At 51.5% G+C, this 15,985-nt stretch carries 15 protein-coding genes; 11 read left to right on the top strand and 4 right to left on the bottom strand.

Annotated features, from left to right (window positions below):
* The first annotated feature begins 171 nt into the window (after window positions 1–171).
* The 5 genes from bglX to E1B03_RS17550 all read left to right on the top strand — a co-directional run bounded on the left by bglX (window position 172) and on the right by E1B03_RS17550 (window position 6,456).
* Window positions 172–2,469, top strand: a complete 2,298-nt coding sequence (gene bglX, locus E1B03_RS17570) for a beta-glucosidase BglX (RefSeq protein ID WP_133086667.1) — start codon at window positions 172–174, stop codon at window positions 2,467–2,469.
* Between the two features lie 232 nt (window positions 2,470–2,701).
* Window positions 2,702–3,619, top strand: a complete 918-nt coding sequence (gene osmF, locus E1B03_RS17565) for a glycine betaine ABC transporter substrate-binding protein OsmF (protein ID WP_103770474.1) — start codon at window positions 2,702–2,704, stop codon at window positions 3,617–3,619.
* A 15-nt stretch (window positions 3,620–3,634) separates the two neighbouring features.
* Entirely contained in the window at window positions 3,635–4,801 is a 1,167-nt protein-coding gene (locus E1B03_RS17560) for an ABC transporter permease (RefSeq protein WP_103770475.1), read from the top strand.
* Window positions 4,794–5,741, top strand: coding sequence for an ABC transporter ATP-binding protein (locus E1B03_RS17555; RefSeq protein ID WP_133086665.1), 948 nt, complete (start codon window positions 4,794–4,796; stop codon window positions 5,739–5,741). Before E1B03_RS17560 ends, E1B03_RS17555 begins: the two co-directional genes overlap by 8 nt.
* On the top strand, window positions 5,725–6,456 hold the full coding sequence (locus tag E1B03_RS17550) for an ABC transporter permease (RefSeq protein ID WP_103770477.1): 732 nt from the start codon (window positions 5,725–5,727) through the stop codon (window positions 6,454–6,456). Before E1B03_RS17555 ends, E1B03_RS17550 begins: the two co-directional genes overlap by 17 nt.
* On the opposite strand, the gene E1B03_RS17545 is transcribed toward E1B03_RS17550, so the two are convergent.
* Together E1B03_RS17545 and mlrA are read right to left on the bottom strand one after the other, a co-directional pair.
* The gene (locus tag E1B03_RS17545; RefSeq protein ID WP_003027354.1) at window positions 6,437–6,544 is read right to left on the bottom strand and encodes a protein YohO; all 108 of its coding nucleotides are present in this window, start codon (window positions 6,542–6,544) and stop codon (window positions 6,437–6,439) included. The two genes, E1B03_RS17550 and E1B03_RS17545, sit on opposite strands and share 20 nt — an antisense overlap.
* 146 nt (window positions 6,545–6,690) lie before the next feature.
* Window positions 6,691–7,422: an HTH-type transcriptional regulator MlrA gene (mlrA, locus tag E1B03_RS17540; protein WP_043016933.1), complete on the bottom strand. Its 732-nt coding sequence runs from the start codon at window positions 7,420–7,422 to the stop codon at window positions 6,691–6,693.
* Between the two features lie 225 nt (window positions 7,423–7,647).
* Between mlrA and E1B03_RS17535 the strand changes: the two genes are divergently transcribed.
* From E1B03_RS17535 to E1B03_RS17525, 3 genes are read left to right on the top strand one after another with little or no spacing between them, the layout of a single operon-like run.
* A complete protein-coding gene (locus tag E1B03_RS17535; RefSeq protein ID WP_103770479.1) occupies window positions 7,648–9,333 on the top strand; it encodes a sensor histidine kinase in 1,686 nt (561 codons plus the stop codon).
* On the top strand, window positions 9,330–10,049 hold the full coding sequence (gene btsR, locus E1B03_RS17530; protein ID WP_103770480.1) for a two-component system response regulator BtsR: 720 nt from the start codon (window positions 9,330–9,332) through the stop codon (window positions 10,047–10,049). The genes E1B03_RS17535 and btsR overlap by 4 nt, the downstream gene beginning before the upstream one ends.
* A 46-nt stretch (window positions 10,050–10,095) precedes the next feature.
* A complete protein-coding gene (locus tag E1B03_RS17525; RefSeq protein ID WP_103770565.1) occupies window positions 10,096–10,566 on the top strand; it encodes a YehS family protein in 471 nt (156 codons plus the stop codon).
* Window positions 10,567–10,617: 51 nt separating this feature from the next.
* On the opposite strand, the gene E1B03_RS17520 is transcribed toward E1B03_RS17525, so the two are convergent.
* Together E1B03_RS17520 and metG are read right to left on the bottom strand one after the other, a co-directional pair.
* Complete coding sequence (locus tag E1B03_RS17520) at window positions 10,618–11,076, bottom strand: YehR family lipoprotein (RefSeq protein WP_133086664.1); 459 nt, start codon at window positions 11,074–11,076, stop codon at window positions 10,618–10,620.
* A gap of 209 nt (window positions 11,077–11,285) precedes the next feature.
* Window positions 11,286–13,319, bottom strand: a complete 2,034-nt coding sequence (metG, locus tag E1B03_RS17515; protein WP_133086663.1) for a methionine--tRNA ligase — start codon at window positions 13,317–13,319, stop codon at window positions 11,286–11,288.
* A gap of 164 nt (window positions 13,320–13,483) precedes the next feature.
* On the opposite strand from metG, the gene apbC reads away from it, so the two are divergent.
* From apbC to E1B03_RS17500, 3 genes are all read left to right on the top strand, one after another.
* Window positions 13,484–14,593: an iron-sulfur cluster carrier protein ApbC gene (apbC, locus tag E1B03_RS17510; RefSeq protein ID WP_133086662.1), complete on the top strand. Its 1,110-nt coding sequence runs from the start codon at window positions 13,484–13,486 to the stop codon at window positions 14,591–14,593.
* 263 nt (window positions 14,594–14,856) lie between these two features.
* A complete protein-coding gene (locus E1B03_RS17505; protein WP_133086661.1) occupies window positions 14,857–15,138 on the top strand; it encodes a DUF2574 family protein in 282 nt (93 codons plus the stop codon).
* Between the two features lie 276 nt (window positions 15,139–15,414).
* Window positions 15,415–15,969, top strand: a complete 555-nt coding sequence (locus tag E1B03_RS17500) for a fimbrial protein (RefSeq protein ID WP_103770484.1) — start codon at window positions 15,415–15,417, stop codon at window positions 15,967–15,969.
* The last annotated feature ends 16 nt before the right edge of the window (window positions 15,970–15,985 follow it).

The raw sequence follows: 15,985 nt of genomic DNA, 5'->3' as shown, positions 1-15,985 counted from the left end.
CGCTTTCTCATTCATATTGTCTCTGGTTCGTCTTCTACTGATTCGCGCTGGTTGTGAAAATTAGGAGAATAACCTTAGCTTTCTTTATCGCTCCCGTTTAGTCTTACGGCAAACTGCGGTTTTTGTTATATTTTCGCTGCCTCGTCGGGAAAAAATAAAGAGAGAATCAACATGAAATGGCTATGTTCTGTAGGTGTCGCGGTGAGTCTGGCATTGCAACCCGCGTTGGCGGACACTCTGTTTGGTAACCATCCGCTGACGCCAGAAGCGCGGGATGCCTTCGTTACCGATTTACTCAAGCAGATGACCGTGGATGAGAAAATTGGGCAACTCCGTTTGATAAGCGTCGGGCCTGATAATCCGAAAGAAGCCATCCGCGAGATGATTAAAGACGGGCAGGTTGGGGCAATTTTTAACACCGTCACACGCCAGGATATCCGCAAAATGCAGGATCAGGTGATGGAACTCAGCCGCCTGAAAATCCCTCTCTTTTTTGCCTACGACGTATTACACGGTCAGCGTACCGTGTTCCCGATAAGCCTCGGGCTGGCGTCATCCTTTAATCTTGATGCGGTCAGAACCGTTGGTCGGGTTTCTGCGTATGAAGCCGCCGACGATGGTCTGAACATGACCTGGGCACCGATGGTCGACGTCTCTCGCGATCCGCGCTGGGGTCGCGCCTCTGAAGGCTTTGGTGAAGATACGTATTTGACCGCCACAATGGGCAAAACCATGGTGGAAGCGATGCAGGGGAAAAGCCCGGCGGACAGGTATTCGGTGATGACCAGCGTTAAGCATTTTGCCGCCTATGGTGCGGTAGAGGGCGGCAAGGAATACAACACCGTCGATATGAGTCCGCAGCGTCTGTTCAACGACTATATGCCGCCGTACAAAGCCGGGCTGGATGCCGGTAGCGGTGCGGTGATGGTGGGGCTTAATTCGCTGAACGGCACACCGGCAACCTCGGATGCCTGGCTGTTAAAAGACGTGCTGCGCGATGAGTGGGGCTTTAAGGGCATCACCGTTTCCGATCACGGCGCGATCAAAGAGTTGATTAAGCACGGTACGGCCTCCGATCCTGAAGATGCGGTGCGCGTGGCGATCAAGTCCGGCATCAACATGAGTATGAGCGATGAGTATTACAGCAAATACCTGCCGGGACTGATTAAGTCAGGCAAAGTGACGATGGCGGAGCTGGATGACGCTGCGCGCCACGTGCTGAACGTGAAATATGATATGGGGTTGTTTAACGATCCGTACAGCCATCTGGGGGCTAAAGAGTCTGACCCGCAGGACACCAATGCGGAAAGCCGTTTGCATCGCAAAGAGGCGCGTGAAGTGGCGCGTGAAAGTCTGGTGCTGCTGAAAAACCGTCTGGAAACGTTGCCGCTGAAAAAATCCGCCACCGTGGCGGTTGTTGGTCCGCTGGCTGACAGCAAACGTGATGTGATGGGCAGTTGGTCTGCTGCCGGTGTGGCCGATCAGTCGGTCACGGTGCTGACGGGGATTAAAAATGCCATCGGCGAGCAGGGCAAAGTGGTGTACGCCAAAGGGGCCAACATCACTAACGACAAAGGCATTGTCGACTTCCTCAATCTGTACGAAGAGGCGGTGAAGGTTGACCCGCGTTCCCCGCAGGCGATGATCGATGAAGCCGTTAACGCCGCGAAGCAGTCTGACGTAGTGGTCGCGGTGGTTGGTGAAGCTCAGGGAATGGCGCATGAAGCCTCCAGCCGCACCGATATCACCATTCCGCAGAGTCAGCGTGACCTGATTACCGCGCTGAAAGCGACGGGTAAACCTCTGGTTCTGGTGCTGATGAACGGACGTCCGCTGGCGCTGGTTAAGGAAGATCAACAAGCCGATGCGATCCTCGAAACCTGGTTTGCCGGTACGGAAGGCGGTAACGCTATTGCTGATGTTCTGTTTGGCGATTACAACCCGTCAGGTAAGCTGCCGATGTCTTTCCCGCGCTCTGTTGGACAGATCCCGGTCTATTACAGCCATCTCAATACCGGTCGCCCGTATAACGCCGATAAGCCGAATAAGTACACATCGCGCTATTTTGATGAAGCGAATGGTCCGTTATATCCCTTTGGTTATGGCCTGAGTTACACCACGTTCACGGTTTCGGATGTGAAGATCTCTTCTCCAACGATGAAGCGTGACGGGACCGTGACGGCAAGCGTACAGGTGACTAACACCGGCAAACGCGAGGGTGCGACGGTGATTCAGATGTATTTGCAGGATGTGACCGCTTCAATGAGTCGTCCGGTAAAACAGCTGAAAGGTTTTGAGAAAGTGAACCTTAAACCGGGTGAAACTCAGATCGTAAGCTTCCCGATTGATATTGAAGCGCTGAAGTTCTGGAACCAGCGTATGCAATACGATGCGGAACCGGGCAAGTTCAACGTCTTTATCGGCGTGGATTCCGCCAGAGTGAAGCAGGGCGAATTTGAACTGCAGTAATCGATAAATAAAGCCATGCATCATGCCTGAAGGCGCTACGCTTTTCAGACCGGCTAAATAGAATCATCCGGCAAATTCACTTTGGGTTTGCCGGATTTTTTTTATCTTATTATCGCCTTACCGCTAATAACTCTGTGCGTTACCACCCAATTGCCAGGTTAAAGCTTGATTTTTCGACTATGCTTTTTCCTCAAGTCTCTGAAAAGAGCCGCAAAAGGATGAGGAGTACAGCATGATAATCTCAAAAGTATCGGTGGGTTCGCTGGCACTGTTAGCCGCGATAAGCCTACCCTTACAGGCCGCGTCACCCGTCACGGTCGGTTCAAAAATAGATACCGAAGGGGCGCTGCTCGGCAACATTATTTTGCAGGTGCTCGAAAGTCATGGTGTGAAAACCGTCAATAAAGTACAGCTAGGGACCACCCCAGTGGTGCGTGGGGCAATCACCTCCGGTGAGCTGGATATTTATCCGGAATATACCGGTAATGGTGCCTTCTTTTTTAAAGATGAGAATGATCCTGCATGGAAGAATGCGCAGGCTGGTTTTGAAAAAGTAAAAAAACTGGACGCCGAGCAAAATAAGCTGGTCTGGCTAACCCCTGCTCCAGCCAACAATACCTGGACCATTGCGGTACGTCAGGATGTCGCGCAAAAGAACAAGCTTGAGTCGCTTGCTGATTTAGGCCGTTACCTGAAAGACGGGGGGACGTTCAAACTTGCCGCCTCTGCGGAGTTTATCGAACGGGAGGACGCCCTGCCTGCGTTTGAAAAAGCCTATGATTTCAAACTGAATCAAAATCAGCTGCTCTCGCTCGCGGGTGGTGATACCGCAGTGACGATTAAAGCGGCGGCGCAGCAGACTTCTGGCGTTAATGCGGCGATGGCCTATGGAACTGATGGTCCGGTTGCTGCGCTCGGTCTGCAAACCTTAAGCGATCCAAAAGGCGTTCAGCCCATTTATGCGCCTGCGCCCGTCGTGCGTGAATCGGTGCTGAAGGACTACCCGCAAATGGGAGAATGGCTACAACCGGTATTTGCCAGCCTGGATGAAAAAACGCTGCAACAACTGAATGCCAGTATTGCCGTGGAGGGGCTGGATGCGAAAAAAGTCGCAGCAGACTACCTGAAGCAAAAAGGATGGGTGAAGTAACGGAGTTTGCAGCGGGTGGGTGTTTTGTCGAATATTTCCGTAAATCGGGTGCTGTTGTTGCTGGTCATTCTTACCTTCGCGGCGGCAGCGCTTCCTTTCATTAGCTATGCCCCTAATCGCCTGGTCTCCGGCGAGGGTCGTCAACTTTGGGACATCCGGCCCAACATGGCGTGGGGATTGGCGGTGGCTTGTTTGCTGCTGTTTCTTCTGTGCTTTGTACCGGGAAAATCCGGCAATATATTGACGCTAATCGTTAGCCAACTGTTAGTGATTGCGGCGCTGGTAACCGCCGGTACGGCGGCAACATATCTGGCACAGACGGGTAGCCCGCTGGCCAGAACCAGTTTGGGCAGCGGCTTCTGGTTAGGGCTGGGACTGATGCTGCTGGCAGCCAGTGATGCTATTCGTCGCATCACCGAGCGGGCGTCGTGGCGTTGGCTATTGCACGCGCAAATTTTTATTTTGCCGCTGGTGCTTTTGCTCTCCGGCACGTTTAACGATCTTTCTCTGCTTAAAGAATATGCCAATCGTCAGGATGTCTTTAATGATGCGCTGGCACAGCATCTGACTATTCTGTTTGGTACCGTGGTGCCTGCACTGCTCATTGGCGTACCGTTGGGTATCTGGTGTGCTTTTTCTGTCGCCCGCCAGGGGCCGGTATTCGCGGTACTGAATATCATCCAGACCATTCCCTCCGTCGCGTTATTCGGTTTGCTAATAGCGCCACTTGCCGGACTGGTAAAGCACTTTCCCTGGTTGGGTTCGCTCGGCGTTGCCGGAACCGGTCTTACGCCTGCGCTTATTGCGCTGGTGCTGTATGCGCTGTTACCGCTGGTTCGCGGCGTAGTGGCTGGATTGAATCAGGTTCCACACGATGTGCTGGAAAGCGCGCGGGCGATGGGGATGAGCGCGCGTCAGCGGTTTATCTCGGTACAGTTTCCACTGGCGCTGCCGGTCTTCTTGCGCAGCTTACGGGTGGTGATGGTCCAGACGGTGGGGATGGCGGTGATCGCCGCGCTGATTGGCGCCGGGGGATTTGGCGCGCTGGTCTTTCAGGGATTACTCAGTAGCGCCGTTGATTTAGTGCTGTTAGGCGTGATCCCGGTCGTTGTGTTGGCAGTGTTGATTGATGCGCTGTTTGATTTAGGGCTCGCGCTGCTAAAGGTATCGAATAATGATTGAATTTTGCCATGTCAGTAAAACCTATGGTCAGCAAAAAGCCGTCGATGACCTTAACCTGCAGTTAGGGGAAGGCAGTTTTTCGGTGTTAATCGGCACCTCAGGTTCGGGGAAGTCCACCACCCTGAAGATGATTAACCGTCTGGTTGAACATGACCGCGGCCAGATCCGTTTTGCCGGGGAGGAGATCCGCAGCCTGCCAGTGCTGGAATTACGACGGCGTATGGGATACGCGATTCAGTCTATTGGTTTGTTTCCCCACTGGACCGTTGCGCAGAATATCGCCACCGTACCGCAGTTGCAAAAGTGGTCGCGCTCACGTATTGATGACCGAACAGATGAACTGATGGCATTGCTGGGCCTCGAGGCTGGTTTGCGTCACCGTTATCCGCATCAGCTTTCCGGCGGACAACAGCAGCGGGTCGGGGTGGCGCGTGCGTTGGCGGCAGATCCGCAGGTGCTATTGATGGATGAGCCTTTTGGCGCGCTGGACCCGGTCACCCGTGGGGCGCTGCAGCAGGAGATGACGCGTATCCACCGTTTGCTGGGACGTACCATTGTGCTGGTGACGCATGATATCGACGAGGCGCTAAGGCTGGCGGAGCATCTGGTTCTGATGGATGCAGGAAAGGTCGTACAGCAAGGCACGCCGCTGTCGATGCTGACCGCACCAGCGAACGATTTCGTGCAAACCTTTTTTGGCCGCAGTGAACTGGGTGTTCGGTTGTTATCGCTGCGCACGGTAGGGGATTTTATTCGTCGCGGTGAACGATCAGACGGTGAGCCGCTGGTGGATGAGATGACGCTACGTGATGCGTTGTCAGTGTTCGTGGCGCGCGGTTGCGAGGTTTTGCCGGTCGTGACGCCACAGGGGGTGCCGTGCGGGACGCTTCATTTTCGCGATTTGCTTTCGGAGATGCCGACCCGTGAAACGTCTTGCTGATCCGCTGCTGTGGCTTGTTGCGCTGTTTCTGATCCTGTTGGTGGGGTTGCCTCACAGTCAGGCCCTGTTTAGTACGCTGTTCCCAGAGTTGCCGCGTCCTGTGTATCAGCAGGAAAGTTTTACGACGCTGGCGTTAAGCCACTTTGCGCTGGTGGGGATTTCAAGTCTCATCGCCATCATTATTGGCACCGGAGCGGGAATGGCGGTAACCCGGTCCTGGGGCGCGGAATTCAGGCCGATGGTGGAAACGATTGCTGCCGTGGGCCAGACATTTCCTCCGGTCGCCGTGCTGGCGATCGCTGTACCGGTGATGGGGTTTGGGCTTGAACCCGCGATTATCGCGCTGATCTTGTATGGCGTGTTACCGATCTTGCAGGCAACTCTGGCGGGGCTAGGTGGGATTTCCCCCAGCGTGATGGAGATTGCCAACGGAATGGGCATGAGTCGCGGGCAGCGCCTGTTTAACGTTGAATTGCCGCTGGCGGCACCGGTCATTCTGGCGGGAATTCGCACGTCGGTGATTATTAATATCGGTACCGCAACAATCGCCTCAACCGTCGGGGCGAACACGTTGGGCACGCCGATCATCATCGGGCTTAGCGGGTTCAATACCGCCTATGTGATACAGGGGGCGCTGCTGGTCGCGCTGGCGGCGGTGATAGTTGACCGCGGGTTTGAGCGATTAGCGAGCCAACTTACCCGGCACGTAAAATGAATGTGTAGCCTGCCAGCATGACGCCGCCGATACCGCCGATAGCCATTAGCAGAAAGAGGGTGATAACACCGATTTTAGCTGCGCTCATTATGCACTCCTTATGTGAATTTAAGGATTGTACACGTTTGTTAATGAAATATTAAGAGCCTGGTGCAGTAGGCGTTATTGGCGCAGACAGTTTGAACACTGCCCTGGTTCGAAATGGCAAGCAAAATAGCCCTAATGAGCCAGGCTCTAAATACCGAGTGGGTAAATATCGTGACCCAACGCGCGCCATTCGTTCAACTGTTGCTGTTGTGCGGGCGTTTGGCTTTCGCCGCACCAGACGAGTAAGGTTCGACCTTCAAACAGTTCCGGTCGCAATTGGTTCAGCGAGTGGGCGAGGACGTCAACGCGCCATCCCTGCTGGCTGGCTACCCAACCCTCCAGCCATAATCGGGTAGTATCGTGAATGTTCCAGCCGACAACCAGTGCATCTTTACCCTGTTTCTTACGCGCCGAGGCCAGACAAATCGCGATGTAGTTGATGAGGACGCCGTCGAGGATCCCCAGTAATGCTTGCAGGATCGGCTGCTGACATTGCAGCCGTCGGCGTAACGGGATAAACAAATGGGTGTTGAGCGTTTGTGCGGGATAATCCTGACCGCGCTCTTTGATCCAAAGTCTGAGACTATGCAAATTATTACTCTGCAAATAGCTCAACAGCGTCTCTTGTTGTTCGCGCCAGCCGTTATGGACATCAATGTTCTCATTGCTGAGCAGCATTTTTACCTTACTGACCTGAACCCCATTGTTTATCCAGCGTTTTATCTCACGGATCCGGTCGATATCCGCGTCGTTAAACAGACGATGACCGCCGTCTGTCCGCTGCGGCTTCAGTAATCCGTAACGCCTCTGCCACGCGCGTAAAGTGACAGGGTTGATATCACAAAGCAAAGCCACTTCACCTATTGTGTAAAGCGCCATCGTCGTCTCACTCTTGCTCGCGAGGTCCCAGTTTTACTTTAGACGCTCTTTTGCGAACCAGGTAGTTTTGTCTGTTTTTTGATCAGTGAATGGGTGAATTTGTAGTCATGCTCGCGCTTTCGAGTGATCGTTCTCACAAATTCCTTTTTTTTTGCAACACTTCAAAGAAAGTTACGCGCAGCCCATGTATGTTACGCGCTTTTAAGTGATGTGTGGTTGGCGGGTATGTACGAGTTTAATCTGGTGTTGCTGCTGCTTCAGCAGATGTGTGTGTTTCTCGTTATCGCATGGCTCATGAGCAAAACGCGTTTGTTTATCCCGCTGATGCAGGTCACTATCCGGCTCCCGCACAAACTGCTTTGCTATGTTACCTTTTCTATTTTCTGCATTTTGGGCACCTATTTCGGGCTGCACATTGATGACTCCATTGCTAACACTCGCGCTATCGGCGCGGTGATGGGCGGGCTGCTTGGTGGCCCGGTGGTCGGCGGTTTAGTGGGCCTGACCGGTGGCTTGCATCGTTATTCGATGGGCGGAATGACGGCGCTTAGCTGTATGATTTCGACCATTGTGGAAGGTTTACTCGGCGGGCTGGTGCACAGCGTGCTTACCCGTCGTGGCCGCACCGATAAAGTCTTTAGCCCACTGACCGCGGGTGCTATTACCTTTGTTGCCGAACTGGTGCAGATGCTGATCATCTTGTTAATTGCGCGTCCGTTTGATGATGCGTTTCGCCTGGTCAGCAATATCGCCGCGCCGATGATGGTGACTAATACCGTGGGCGCGGCCTTGTTTATGCGTATTTTGCTCGATAAACGGGCGATGTTTGAAAAATATACCTCTGCTTTTTCCGCCACAGCGCTCAAAGTTGCAGCCTCCACAGAAGGCATTTTGCGCCAGGGATTCAACGAGGTTAACAGCATGAAGGTGGCCCAGGTGCTGTATGAGGAGCTGGATATCGGCGCCGTGGCGATAACCGATCGCGAGAAGCTGCTGGCATTTACCGGTATTGGCGACGACCATCATCTGCCCGGTAAACCTATTTCTTCCTCGTACACCCAACGGGCGATAGAAACCGGCGAGGTGGTGTATGCCGACGGGAATGAAGTCCCTTATCGCTGCTCTTTGCATCCGCAATGCAAATTAGGCTCGACGCTGGTGATCCCTTTGCGGGGTGAAAACCAGCGCGTGATGGGGACCATCAAGCTGTATGAAGCCAAAAACCGCCTCTTTAGCTCGATCAACCGTACGCTGGGGGAAGGGATCGCCCAACTGCTTTCGGCGCAGATTCTGGCCGGGCAGTATGAGCGGCAAAAAGCGATGCTGACGCAATCGGAAATTAAACTCCTGCATGCTCAGGTGAATCCCCATTTTCTGTTTAATGCGCTCAATACCATCAAGGCCGTGATCCGACGCGATAGCGAGCAGGCCAGCCAACTGGTGCAGTATCTGTCGACGTTCTTTCGCAAAAACTTAAAGCGCCCGTCGGAGATTGTAACGCTGGCTGATGAAATTGAGCACGTTAACGCCTATCTGCAAATTGAAAAGGCGCGCTTTCAGTCACGCCTGCAGGTGAGCTTAACGGTGCCAGATGCGCTTGCGCATCAGCAATTACCCGCCTTTACCCTACAACCTATCGTGGAGAATGCCATCAAGCACGGTACCTCTCAGCTACTGGATACCGGGGAAGTGTCGATCACCGCCCGCCGTGAAGGACAGTATCTGATGCTGGATATTGAAGATAACGCCGGGTTGTATCAGCCAACGTCTGAGGCCAGTGGATTAGGTATGAGTCTGGTCGATAAACGACTGCGTGAGCGGTTTGGTGATGATTTTGGCATCAGCGTAGCGTGCGAACCTGACCGATTTACCCGAATCACTTTACGACTTCCTCTGGAGGAACTGGCATGATCAAAGTGCTGATTGTCGATGACGAACCGTTAGCGCGGGAGAATCTGCGGATCCTGTTGCAGGAGCAAAGCGACATTGAGATTGTCGGGGAATGTTCGAATGCAGTGGAAGCCATCGGCGCGGTACATAAGCTGCGTCCGGATGTCCTGTTTCTTGATATTCAGATGCCACGTATCAGCGGCCTGGAAATGGTTGGCATGCTTGATCCCGAGCATCGCCCGTACATTGTTTTCCTTACCGCCTTTGATGAGTATGCGGTGAAAGCCTTTGAAGAACATGCATTTGACTATCTGCTCAAACCGATTGAAGAAGCGCGGCTGGAAAAAACGCTGAGCCGTTTGCGCCAGGAGCGCACCAAGCAGGATGTATCACTATTGCCTGAGAATCAGCAGGCGCTGAAGTTTATTCCGTGCAGCGGCCATAGCCGAATCTATCTGCTGCAAATGGATGACGTGGCGTTTATCAGCAGTCGCATGAGCGGCGTGTATGTGACCAGTAGCGATGGTAAAGAGGGGTTCACCGAACTGACGCTCAGAACACTGGAAAGCCGAACTCCTCTGCTGCGCTGTCACCGGCAATATCTGGTGAATATGGCGCAATTGCAGGAGATCCGTCTGGAAGACAACGGCCAGGCCGAGCTGATTTTGCGTAACGGCCTGACCGTTCCGGTAAGCCGCCGTTATCTTAAAAGTCTAAAAGAGGCGATTGGACTGTAAAACTGATACACTGCGCGCCATTGCATCACCGACAGTTGAAGGCTCTATGCTAAGTAACGATATTCTTCGTAGCCTGCGCTACACCCTGAAAGCGAACAATAACGACATGGTGCGCATTCTTGCGCTTGCTGACATGGAATCCACCGCCGCAGGTTTCGATACCTGGATGACAAAAGAAGATGAAGACGGGTTTGTTCGCTGCCCGGATATCATTCTCTCCGGTTTTTTAAACGGCCTGATTTATCATCTGCGTGGTAAAGATGATTCAGCGCCGGAACTGGCGCTTGAGCGTCGTGTTAACAACAATACGGTGCTGAAAAAGCTGCGTATCGCCTTTTCGCTGAAAACCGATGATATTCTGACCATTATGACCGGGCAGAAGTTTCGTGTATCGATGCCGGAAATCACCGCCATGATGCGTGCGCCGGACCATAAGAACTATCGCGAATGCGGCGATCAGTTCCTGCGTTATTTCCTCCGCGGTTTGACCTTCCACGTGCACAACGCGAAGTCTTAAAGCGTAAAACGGCGACCACGATGAATATCGGGTCGCCTGTGGTTCTGTGGTTTACTTCACTTCTTTAAAACCCGCCGATTCCATTACCGTTTGCATCTGCTTCATGCTGATATTTTTATCGGCATTCTCAGATAGCTTCATTCCAGAAATTGCCTGTAACGCTTTTATATCGACTTTTTCCATATCGATAGTCACGTTTTCCTGGGCGTAGGTATCTGTATAGGTCAGTTTTTCTTCTATACCTGCAATGTTTTGATATTTAGCACTTAACGCGTCGAATACTTTTGCAGCCTCTTCTTTATTGTTGGCCCCGACCGACGCATAGCTGATTTTACTTTCTGAGGTTTGTTTCAGAACCTTATCGCCTTTATAGGTGTAAGAGACGGTAATATCTGAACCATTGAGGTTGGCATTGAATGTTTTCGTTTCTTCTTTATCACCACACCCCGTCAGGGAAAAAACCACAATTGATGCTGCGGCAAGCGAAACTAATTTTTGAAACGTCTTCATATAAAACTCCATTTTATGAATGTTGGGCGCTGAATAATAGCGCCAATGAATTTGATGGGGCCGGGCGACCTTAATTGCAGAGCAGTATAGAATAAATTTAACCGCGATGGCTGAGCAGTCCGAAAATGGAGTGGGGTAGTGTGTTTAGGATTAGGGGTAAAATTACGCAGAAAAAAAGCGCTGCGGTTGCAGCGCTTGAGATGTCTGATTTACTTCACCTGTTGGCCAGGTTTTGCGCCTTCGTCCGGGCTTAACAGGAAGATATCCTTCCCGCCAGGACCTGCCGCCATTACCATCCCTTCAGAAATGCCGAAGCGCATCTTACGAGGAGCCAGGTTAGCAACCATAATAGTCTGGCGTCCAATCAGGACCTGCGGATCCGGATAGGCAGAACGAATACCGGAGAAGACGTTACGCTTCTCACCGCCGAGATCCAGCGTCAGGCGCAGCAGTTTGTCGGAGCCTTCCACGAATTCGGCGTTTTCAATCAATGCTACGCGCAGGTCAACTTTGGCGAAATCATCAAAGGTGATGGTTTCCTGAATCGGATCATCCGCCAGCGGACCGGTTACTGGTGCGGCAGCAGCTTTCACTTCTTCTTTCGACGCCTCAACCAGCGCTTCAACCTGTTTCATATCGATGCGATTGTAGAGCGCCTTAAAGGTATTGACCTTGTGGCCGAGCAGCGGCTGCTCAATGGCATCCCAGCTCAGTTCGCCGTTCAGGAACGCTTCCACTCGTTCAGCAAGCGTTGGCAGAACCGGCTTCAGGTAGGTCATCAGCACGCGGAACAGGTTGATACCCATGGAGCAGATTGCCTGCAGGTCGGCATCGCGGCCTTCCTGTTTAGCCACCACCCACGGAGCCTGTTCGTCAACGTAGCGGTTTGCTACGTCGGCCAGGGCCATGATTTCGCGAATAGCTTTGCCGAATTCGCGGCTTTCCCATGCTTCGCCAATCACCGTTGCGGCATCGGTGAATGTTTTATACAGCGCCGGGTCGGCCAGCTCAGCCGCCAGAACGCCGTCAAAACGCTTAGCAATAAAGCCTGCGTTACGGGATGCCAGGTTGACTACTTTGTTGACGATATCGGCGTTTACGCGCTGGACAAAGTCTTCCAGGTTCAGGTCGATATCATCAATGCGTGAAGAAAGCTTCGCGGTGTAGTAGTAGCGCAGGCTGTCGGCGTCAAAATGCTTCAGCCAGGTGCTGGCCTTAATAAAGGTGCCGCGAGATTTGGACATCTTCGCGCCGTTTACCGTCACATAACCGTGTACAAACAGGTTGGTCGGCTTACGGAAATTGCTGCCTTCCAGCATGGCAGGCCAGAACAGGCTGTGGAAGTAGACGATGTCTTTACCGATGAAGTGATACAGCTCGGCATCGGAATCTTTCTTCCAGTATTCGTCAAAGCTGGTGGTATCGCCGCGCTTATCACACAGGTTTTTGAATGAACCCATGTAGCCAATAGGCGCATCCAGCCAAACGTAGAAGTACTTGCCAGGCGCATTCGGGATTTCAAAACCGAAGTACGGGGAATCGCGGGAAATATCCCACTGCTGCAGGCCGGACTCGAACCATTCCTGCATTTTGTTGGCAACCTGATCCTGCAGCGCGCCGCTGCGCGTCCAGTCCTGCAGCATCTCGCTGAAGGACGGCAGGTCAAAGAAGAAGTGTTCGGAGTCACGCATCACCGGCGTCGCGCCAGAAACGACGGATTTCGGCTCGATAAGTTCGGTCGGGCTGTAGGTTGCGCCGCAGACTTCACAGTTATCGCCGTACTGATCCGGAGATTTACATTTCGGGCAGGTGCCTTTAACGAAACGGTCCGGCAGGAACATGCCTTTTTCCGGATCGTAAAGCTGGGAGATGGTGCGGTTCTTAATAAAACCGTTCTCCTTCAGGCGCGTGTAAATCAGCTCAGACAGCTCACGGTTCTCTTCGCTGTGCGTCGAGTGGTAGTTGTCATAGCTGATGTCAAAACCTGCAAAATCAGTCTGATGCTCCTGACTCATTTCACCGATCATCTGCTCTGGCGTGATCCCAAGCTGCTGTGCTTTCAGCATGATTGGCGTACCGTGGGCGTCGTCCGCGCAGATGAAGTTTACCTGGTGGCCGCGCATTCGCTGGTAACGGACCCAGACATCAGCCTGGATGTGCTCCAGCATATGGCCGAGGTGGATTGAGCCGTTGGCGTACGGCAGCGCGCACGTTACCAGAATTTTCTTCGCGACTTGAGTCATAGTGGGCAATTACTTCTTTTGTAGTGAAAAGGGCTTTGATAGTACCAAAATGGTAATTACTGCGCCAAGCGATAAGGGCATTTATCCGTAAATGAATAATTGTGACGGTTGGAGTAAACTACCTGGTGACTATCGTATATTCAGAACAACAAAAAGGAGTCGGGATGAACGCACAATCCCAGGCCAGATCACCAGAGACCCTGCGCGCCATGGTTGCCGGGACGCTGGCGAATTTTCAGCATTCAACCCTGAAGCATAATCTGACGACGCTTAAAGCGTTGCATCACGTCGCCTGGATGGATGACACGTTGCACGTTGAGCTGGTCATGCCTTTCGTCTGGCATAGCGCGTTTGAGGAATTAAAAGAGCAATGTAGTGCCGATCTGCTGCGTATTACTGGTGCGAAAGCGATCGACTGGAAACTGTCGCATAACATCGCAACGCTCAAGCGCGTGAAAAACCAGCCGGGTATTAATGGGGTAAAAAACATCATTGCTGTCAGTTCAGGTAAAGGTGGCGTGGGTAAATCCTCTACCGCCGTGAACCTGGCACTGGCGCTGGCTGCGGAAGGCGCGAAGGTAGGGATTCTGGACGCTGATATTTATGGCCCGTCTATCCCGACCATGCTCGGCGCGGAAAATCAACGTCCAACTTCACCAGACGGTACCCACATGGCACCGATCATGTCTCACGGTCTGGCGACGAACTCTATTGGTTATCTGGTTACTGACGATAACGCAATGGTCTGGCGTGGCCCGATGGCCAGCAAAGCGCTGCTGCAGATGCTGCAGGAAACCTTATGGCCGGATCTCGATTATCTGGTACTGGATATGCCGCCGGGGACCGGTGACATCCAGCTGACGCTGGCGCAGAACATTCCGGTAACGGGCGCGGTTGTGGTCACCACTCCGCAGGACATCGCGCTTATCGATGCGAAAAAAGGCATCGTGATGTTCGAGAAAGTCGAAGTGCCGGTGCTGGGTATTGTTGAAAATATGAGTATGCATATTTGCAGCAACTGCGGTCATCACGAGCCAATCTTTGGCACCGGCGGGGCGCAGAAGCTGGCCGAGCAGTATCACACCCAACTGCTGGGGCAGATGCCGCTGCATATCTCTCTGCGTGAAGACCTCGATCGTGGTACCCCGACGGTTATCAGTCGTCCTGACAGTGAATTTACCGCCATTTACCGTGACCTGGCAGGGCGTGTAGCTGCCCAGCTTTACTGGCAAGGTGAGGTTATTCCGGGTGAAATTGCCTTCCGTGCGGTGTAATTAACCGTGTTACAAATATTCACCGCATCAATAATATATTGATGCGGTGAATATATAGAGTGAAAAAGCTGCGCAATATTGTTTATCCTGCCTGTATAATTCATGTCTTTTTCCGAATAAGTCGCTTCAATGCATCATTTGAATTGATCAAACCTATCTCATTAATCTACAATCTCAATTGGTTTTAACGAGGCATTTAACCCATAATTCACCGGACAGACAGTATGTATGCTGTTTAGCCCATCACAGGAATAATGCGTACTATGAAAATTAGTTTATTCTTGGGAGTTATTACTCTGGCTTATGGAATGAGCGCTTCTGTTTCTGCTACAGACACGGCTACCTTGAGTATCAATGGTCAAGTAACTGAGCCTACCTGTAGTTCTGATGTTGTAAATAATGAAGTACAGCAACGCTGTGGCAATGCCATTTCCTTTTCAAACGTCAAAGAGGTTTTTTCCAATCCAATAAAAGGCGCAGTGACTGAAATTGTTACTGTGGCCGGTGACACCACACGACAGATTGTGCTAACTCGCTACGACTAACAGATCTTTTTATCAACCATGCATTGTTCTGCTGAATAATGCATGGTTGAACATTTCTCTGAAAAATCCCACCTCAGCAATTAATTGCGTAAATTTATTAATTTCAAAAATAATATAGAGCTCAATTTATTTGTTGCAATTATATTGCTCTTTGTAACTTGTTTTAAATCAATAAAACAATGCGTTTACATTGCAGTAACGTTTCTGGTGTGAGAATTTAATTTCAAGAGTTGAACCCTCTTAACAAATAGAAATTAACTCATTAAGGAAGATACTATGAAACGTTCAATTATTTCTGCTGCTGTTCTGTCTGCTGTATTTATGAGCGCTGGGGCTTTTGCTGCCAATGAAACTGGCTCGTTAACTATCACTGGTACGGTGGAAAATAGCTCATGTTATTTTAAAAATAGTGATGCGAAAAGTACTATTACACTGCCAAATATTGATGCTTCACGCTTTGCTGGTTTGTCTACTGGTGCTACCGTTGGTGATGGAAAAATGGATGATGATTCAACACCAATGGTTATTGTGTGTCCAGTGGGTACAGAATTAAATACTGTAAGAATTACTGGCGCACAATTTACATCCGGAGTGCTGAATAAAACGGCTGGTGATGCAAACGGTGTTGGTTTTAATTTAGCATTAGGTGATAAGCAAATTACAGATGCTGAAGAAAGTAATCTAAAAGATAAACTTACATCAAGAACAACTGAAGATGGTGTTGAGTATACTCTGGATTTCAAAGCAAAATATGCTCGTCTTAGTTCTGATGTCCCGGTAACCGCAGGAACTTTGTCTTCCGTTTTAACCATTTCCGTTTCTGCAGACTAAATTTCTATGCCGGTGT

Source organism: Citrobacter arsenatis, from assembly GCF_004353845.1.
Classification (GTDB): Bacteria; Pseudomonadota; Gammaproteobacteria; order Enterobacterales; family Enterobacteriaceae; genus Citrobacter; species Citrobacter arsenatis.
Note: the sequence above shows the minus strand (reverse complement) of the source record. Positions and strands in the feature narration are given on the sequence as shown.

What these genes read in the sequence shown, in the direction of transcription:
- bglX (WP_133086667.1), top strand. Translation starts at nt 172, where the DNA reads ATGAAATGGCTATGTTCTGTAGGTGTCGCGGTGAGTCTGGCATTGCAA.
- osmF (WP_103770474.1), top strand. Translation starts at nt 2,702, where the DNA reads ATGATAATCTCAAAAGTATCGGTGGGTTCGCTGGCACTGTTAGCCGCG.
- E1B03_RS17555 (WP_133086665.1), top strand. Translation starts at nt 4,794, where the DNA reads ATGATTGAATTTTGCCATGTCAGTAAAACCTATGGTCAGCAAAAAGCC.
- E1B03_RS17545 (WP_003027354.1), bottom strand. Translation starts at nt 6,544, where the DNA reads ATGAGCGCAGCTAAAATCGGTGTTATCACCCTCTTTCTGCTAATGGCT.
- mlrA (WP_043016933.1), bottom strand. Translation starts at nt 7,422, where the DNA reads ATGGCGCTTTACACAATAGGTGAAGTGGCTTTGCTTTGTGATATCAAC.
- E1B03_RS17535 (WP_103770479.1), top strand. Translation starts at nt 7,648, where the DNA reads ATGTACGAGTTTAATCTGGTGTTGCTGCTGCTTCAGCAGATGTGTGTG.
- btsR (WP_103770480.1), top strand. Translation starts at nt 9,330, where the DNA reads ATGATCAAAGTGCTGATTGTCGATGACGAACCGTTAGCGCGGGAGAAT.
- E1B03_RS17525 (WP_103770565.1), top strand. Translation starts at nt 10,096, where the DNA reads ATGCTAAGTAACGATATTCTTCGTAGCCTGCGCTACACCCTGAAAGCG.
- E1B03_RS17520 (WP_133086664.1), bottom strand. Translation starts at nt 11,076, where the DNA reads ATGAAGACGTTTCAAAAATTAGTTTCGCTTGCCGCAGCATCAATTGTG.
- metG (WP_133086663.1), bottom strand. Translation starts at nt 13,319, where the DNA reads ATGACTCAAGTCGCGAAGAAAATTCTGGTAACGTGCGCGCTGCCGTAC.
- apbC (WP_133086662.1), top strand. Translation starts at nt 13,484, where the DNA reads ATGAACGCACAATCCCAGGCCAGATCACCAGAGACCCTGCGCGCCATG.
- E1B03_RS17505 (WP_133086661.1), top strand. Translation starts at nt 14,857, where the DNA reads ATGAAAATTAGTTTATTCTTGGGAGTTATTACTCTGGCTTATGGAATG.
- E1B03_RS17500 (WP_103770484.1), top strand. Translation starts at nt 15,415, where the DNA reads ATGAAACGTTCAATTATTTCTGCTGCTGTTCTGTCTGCTGTATTTATG.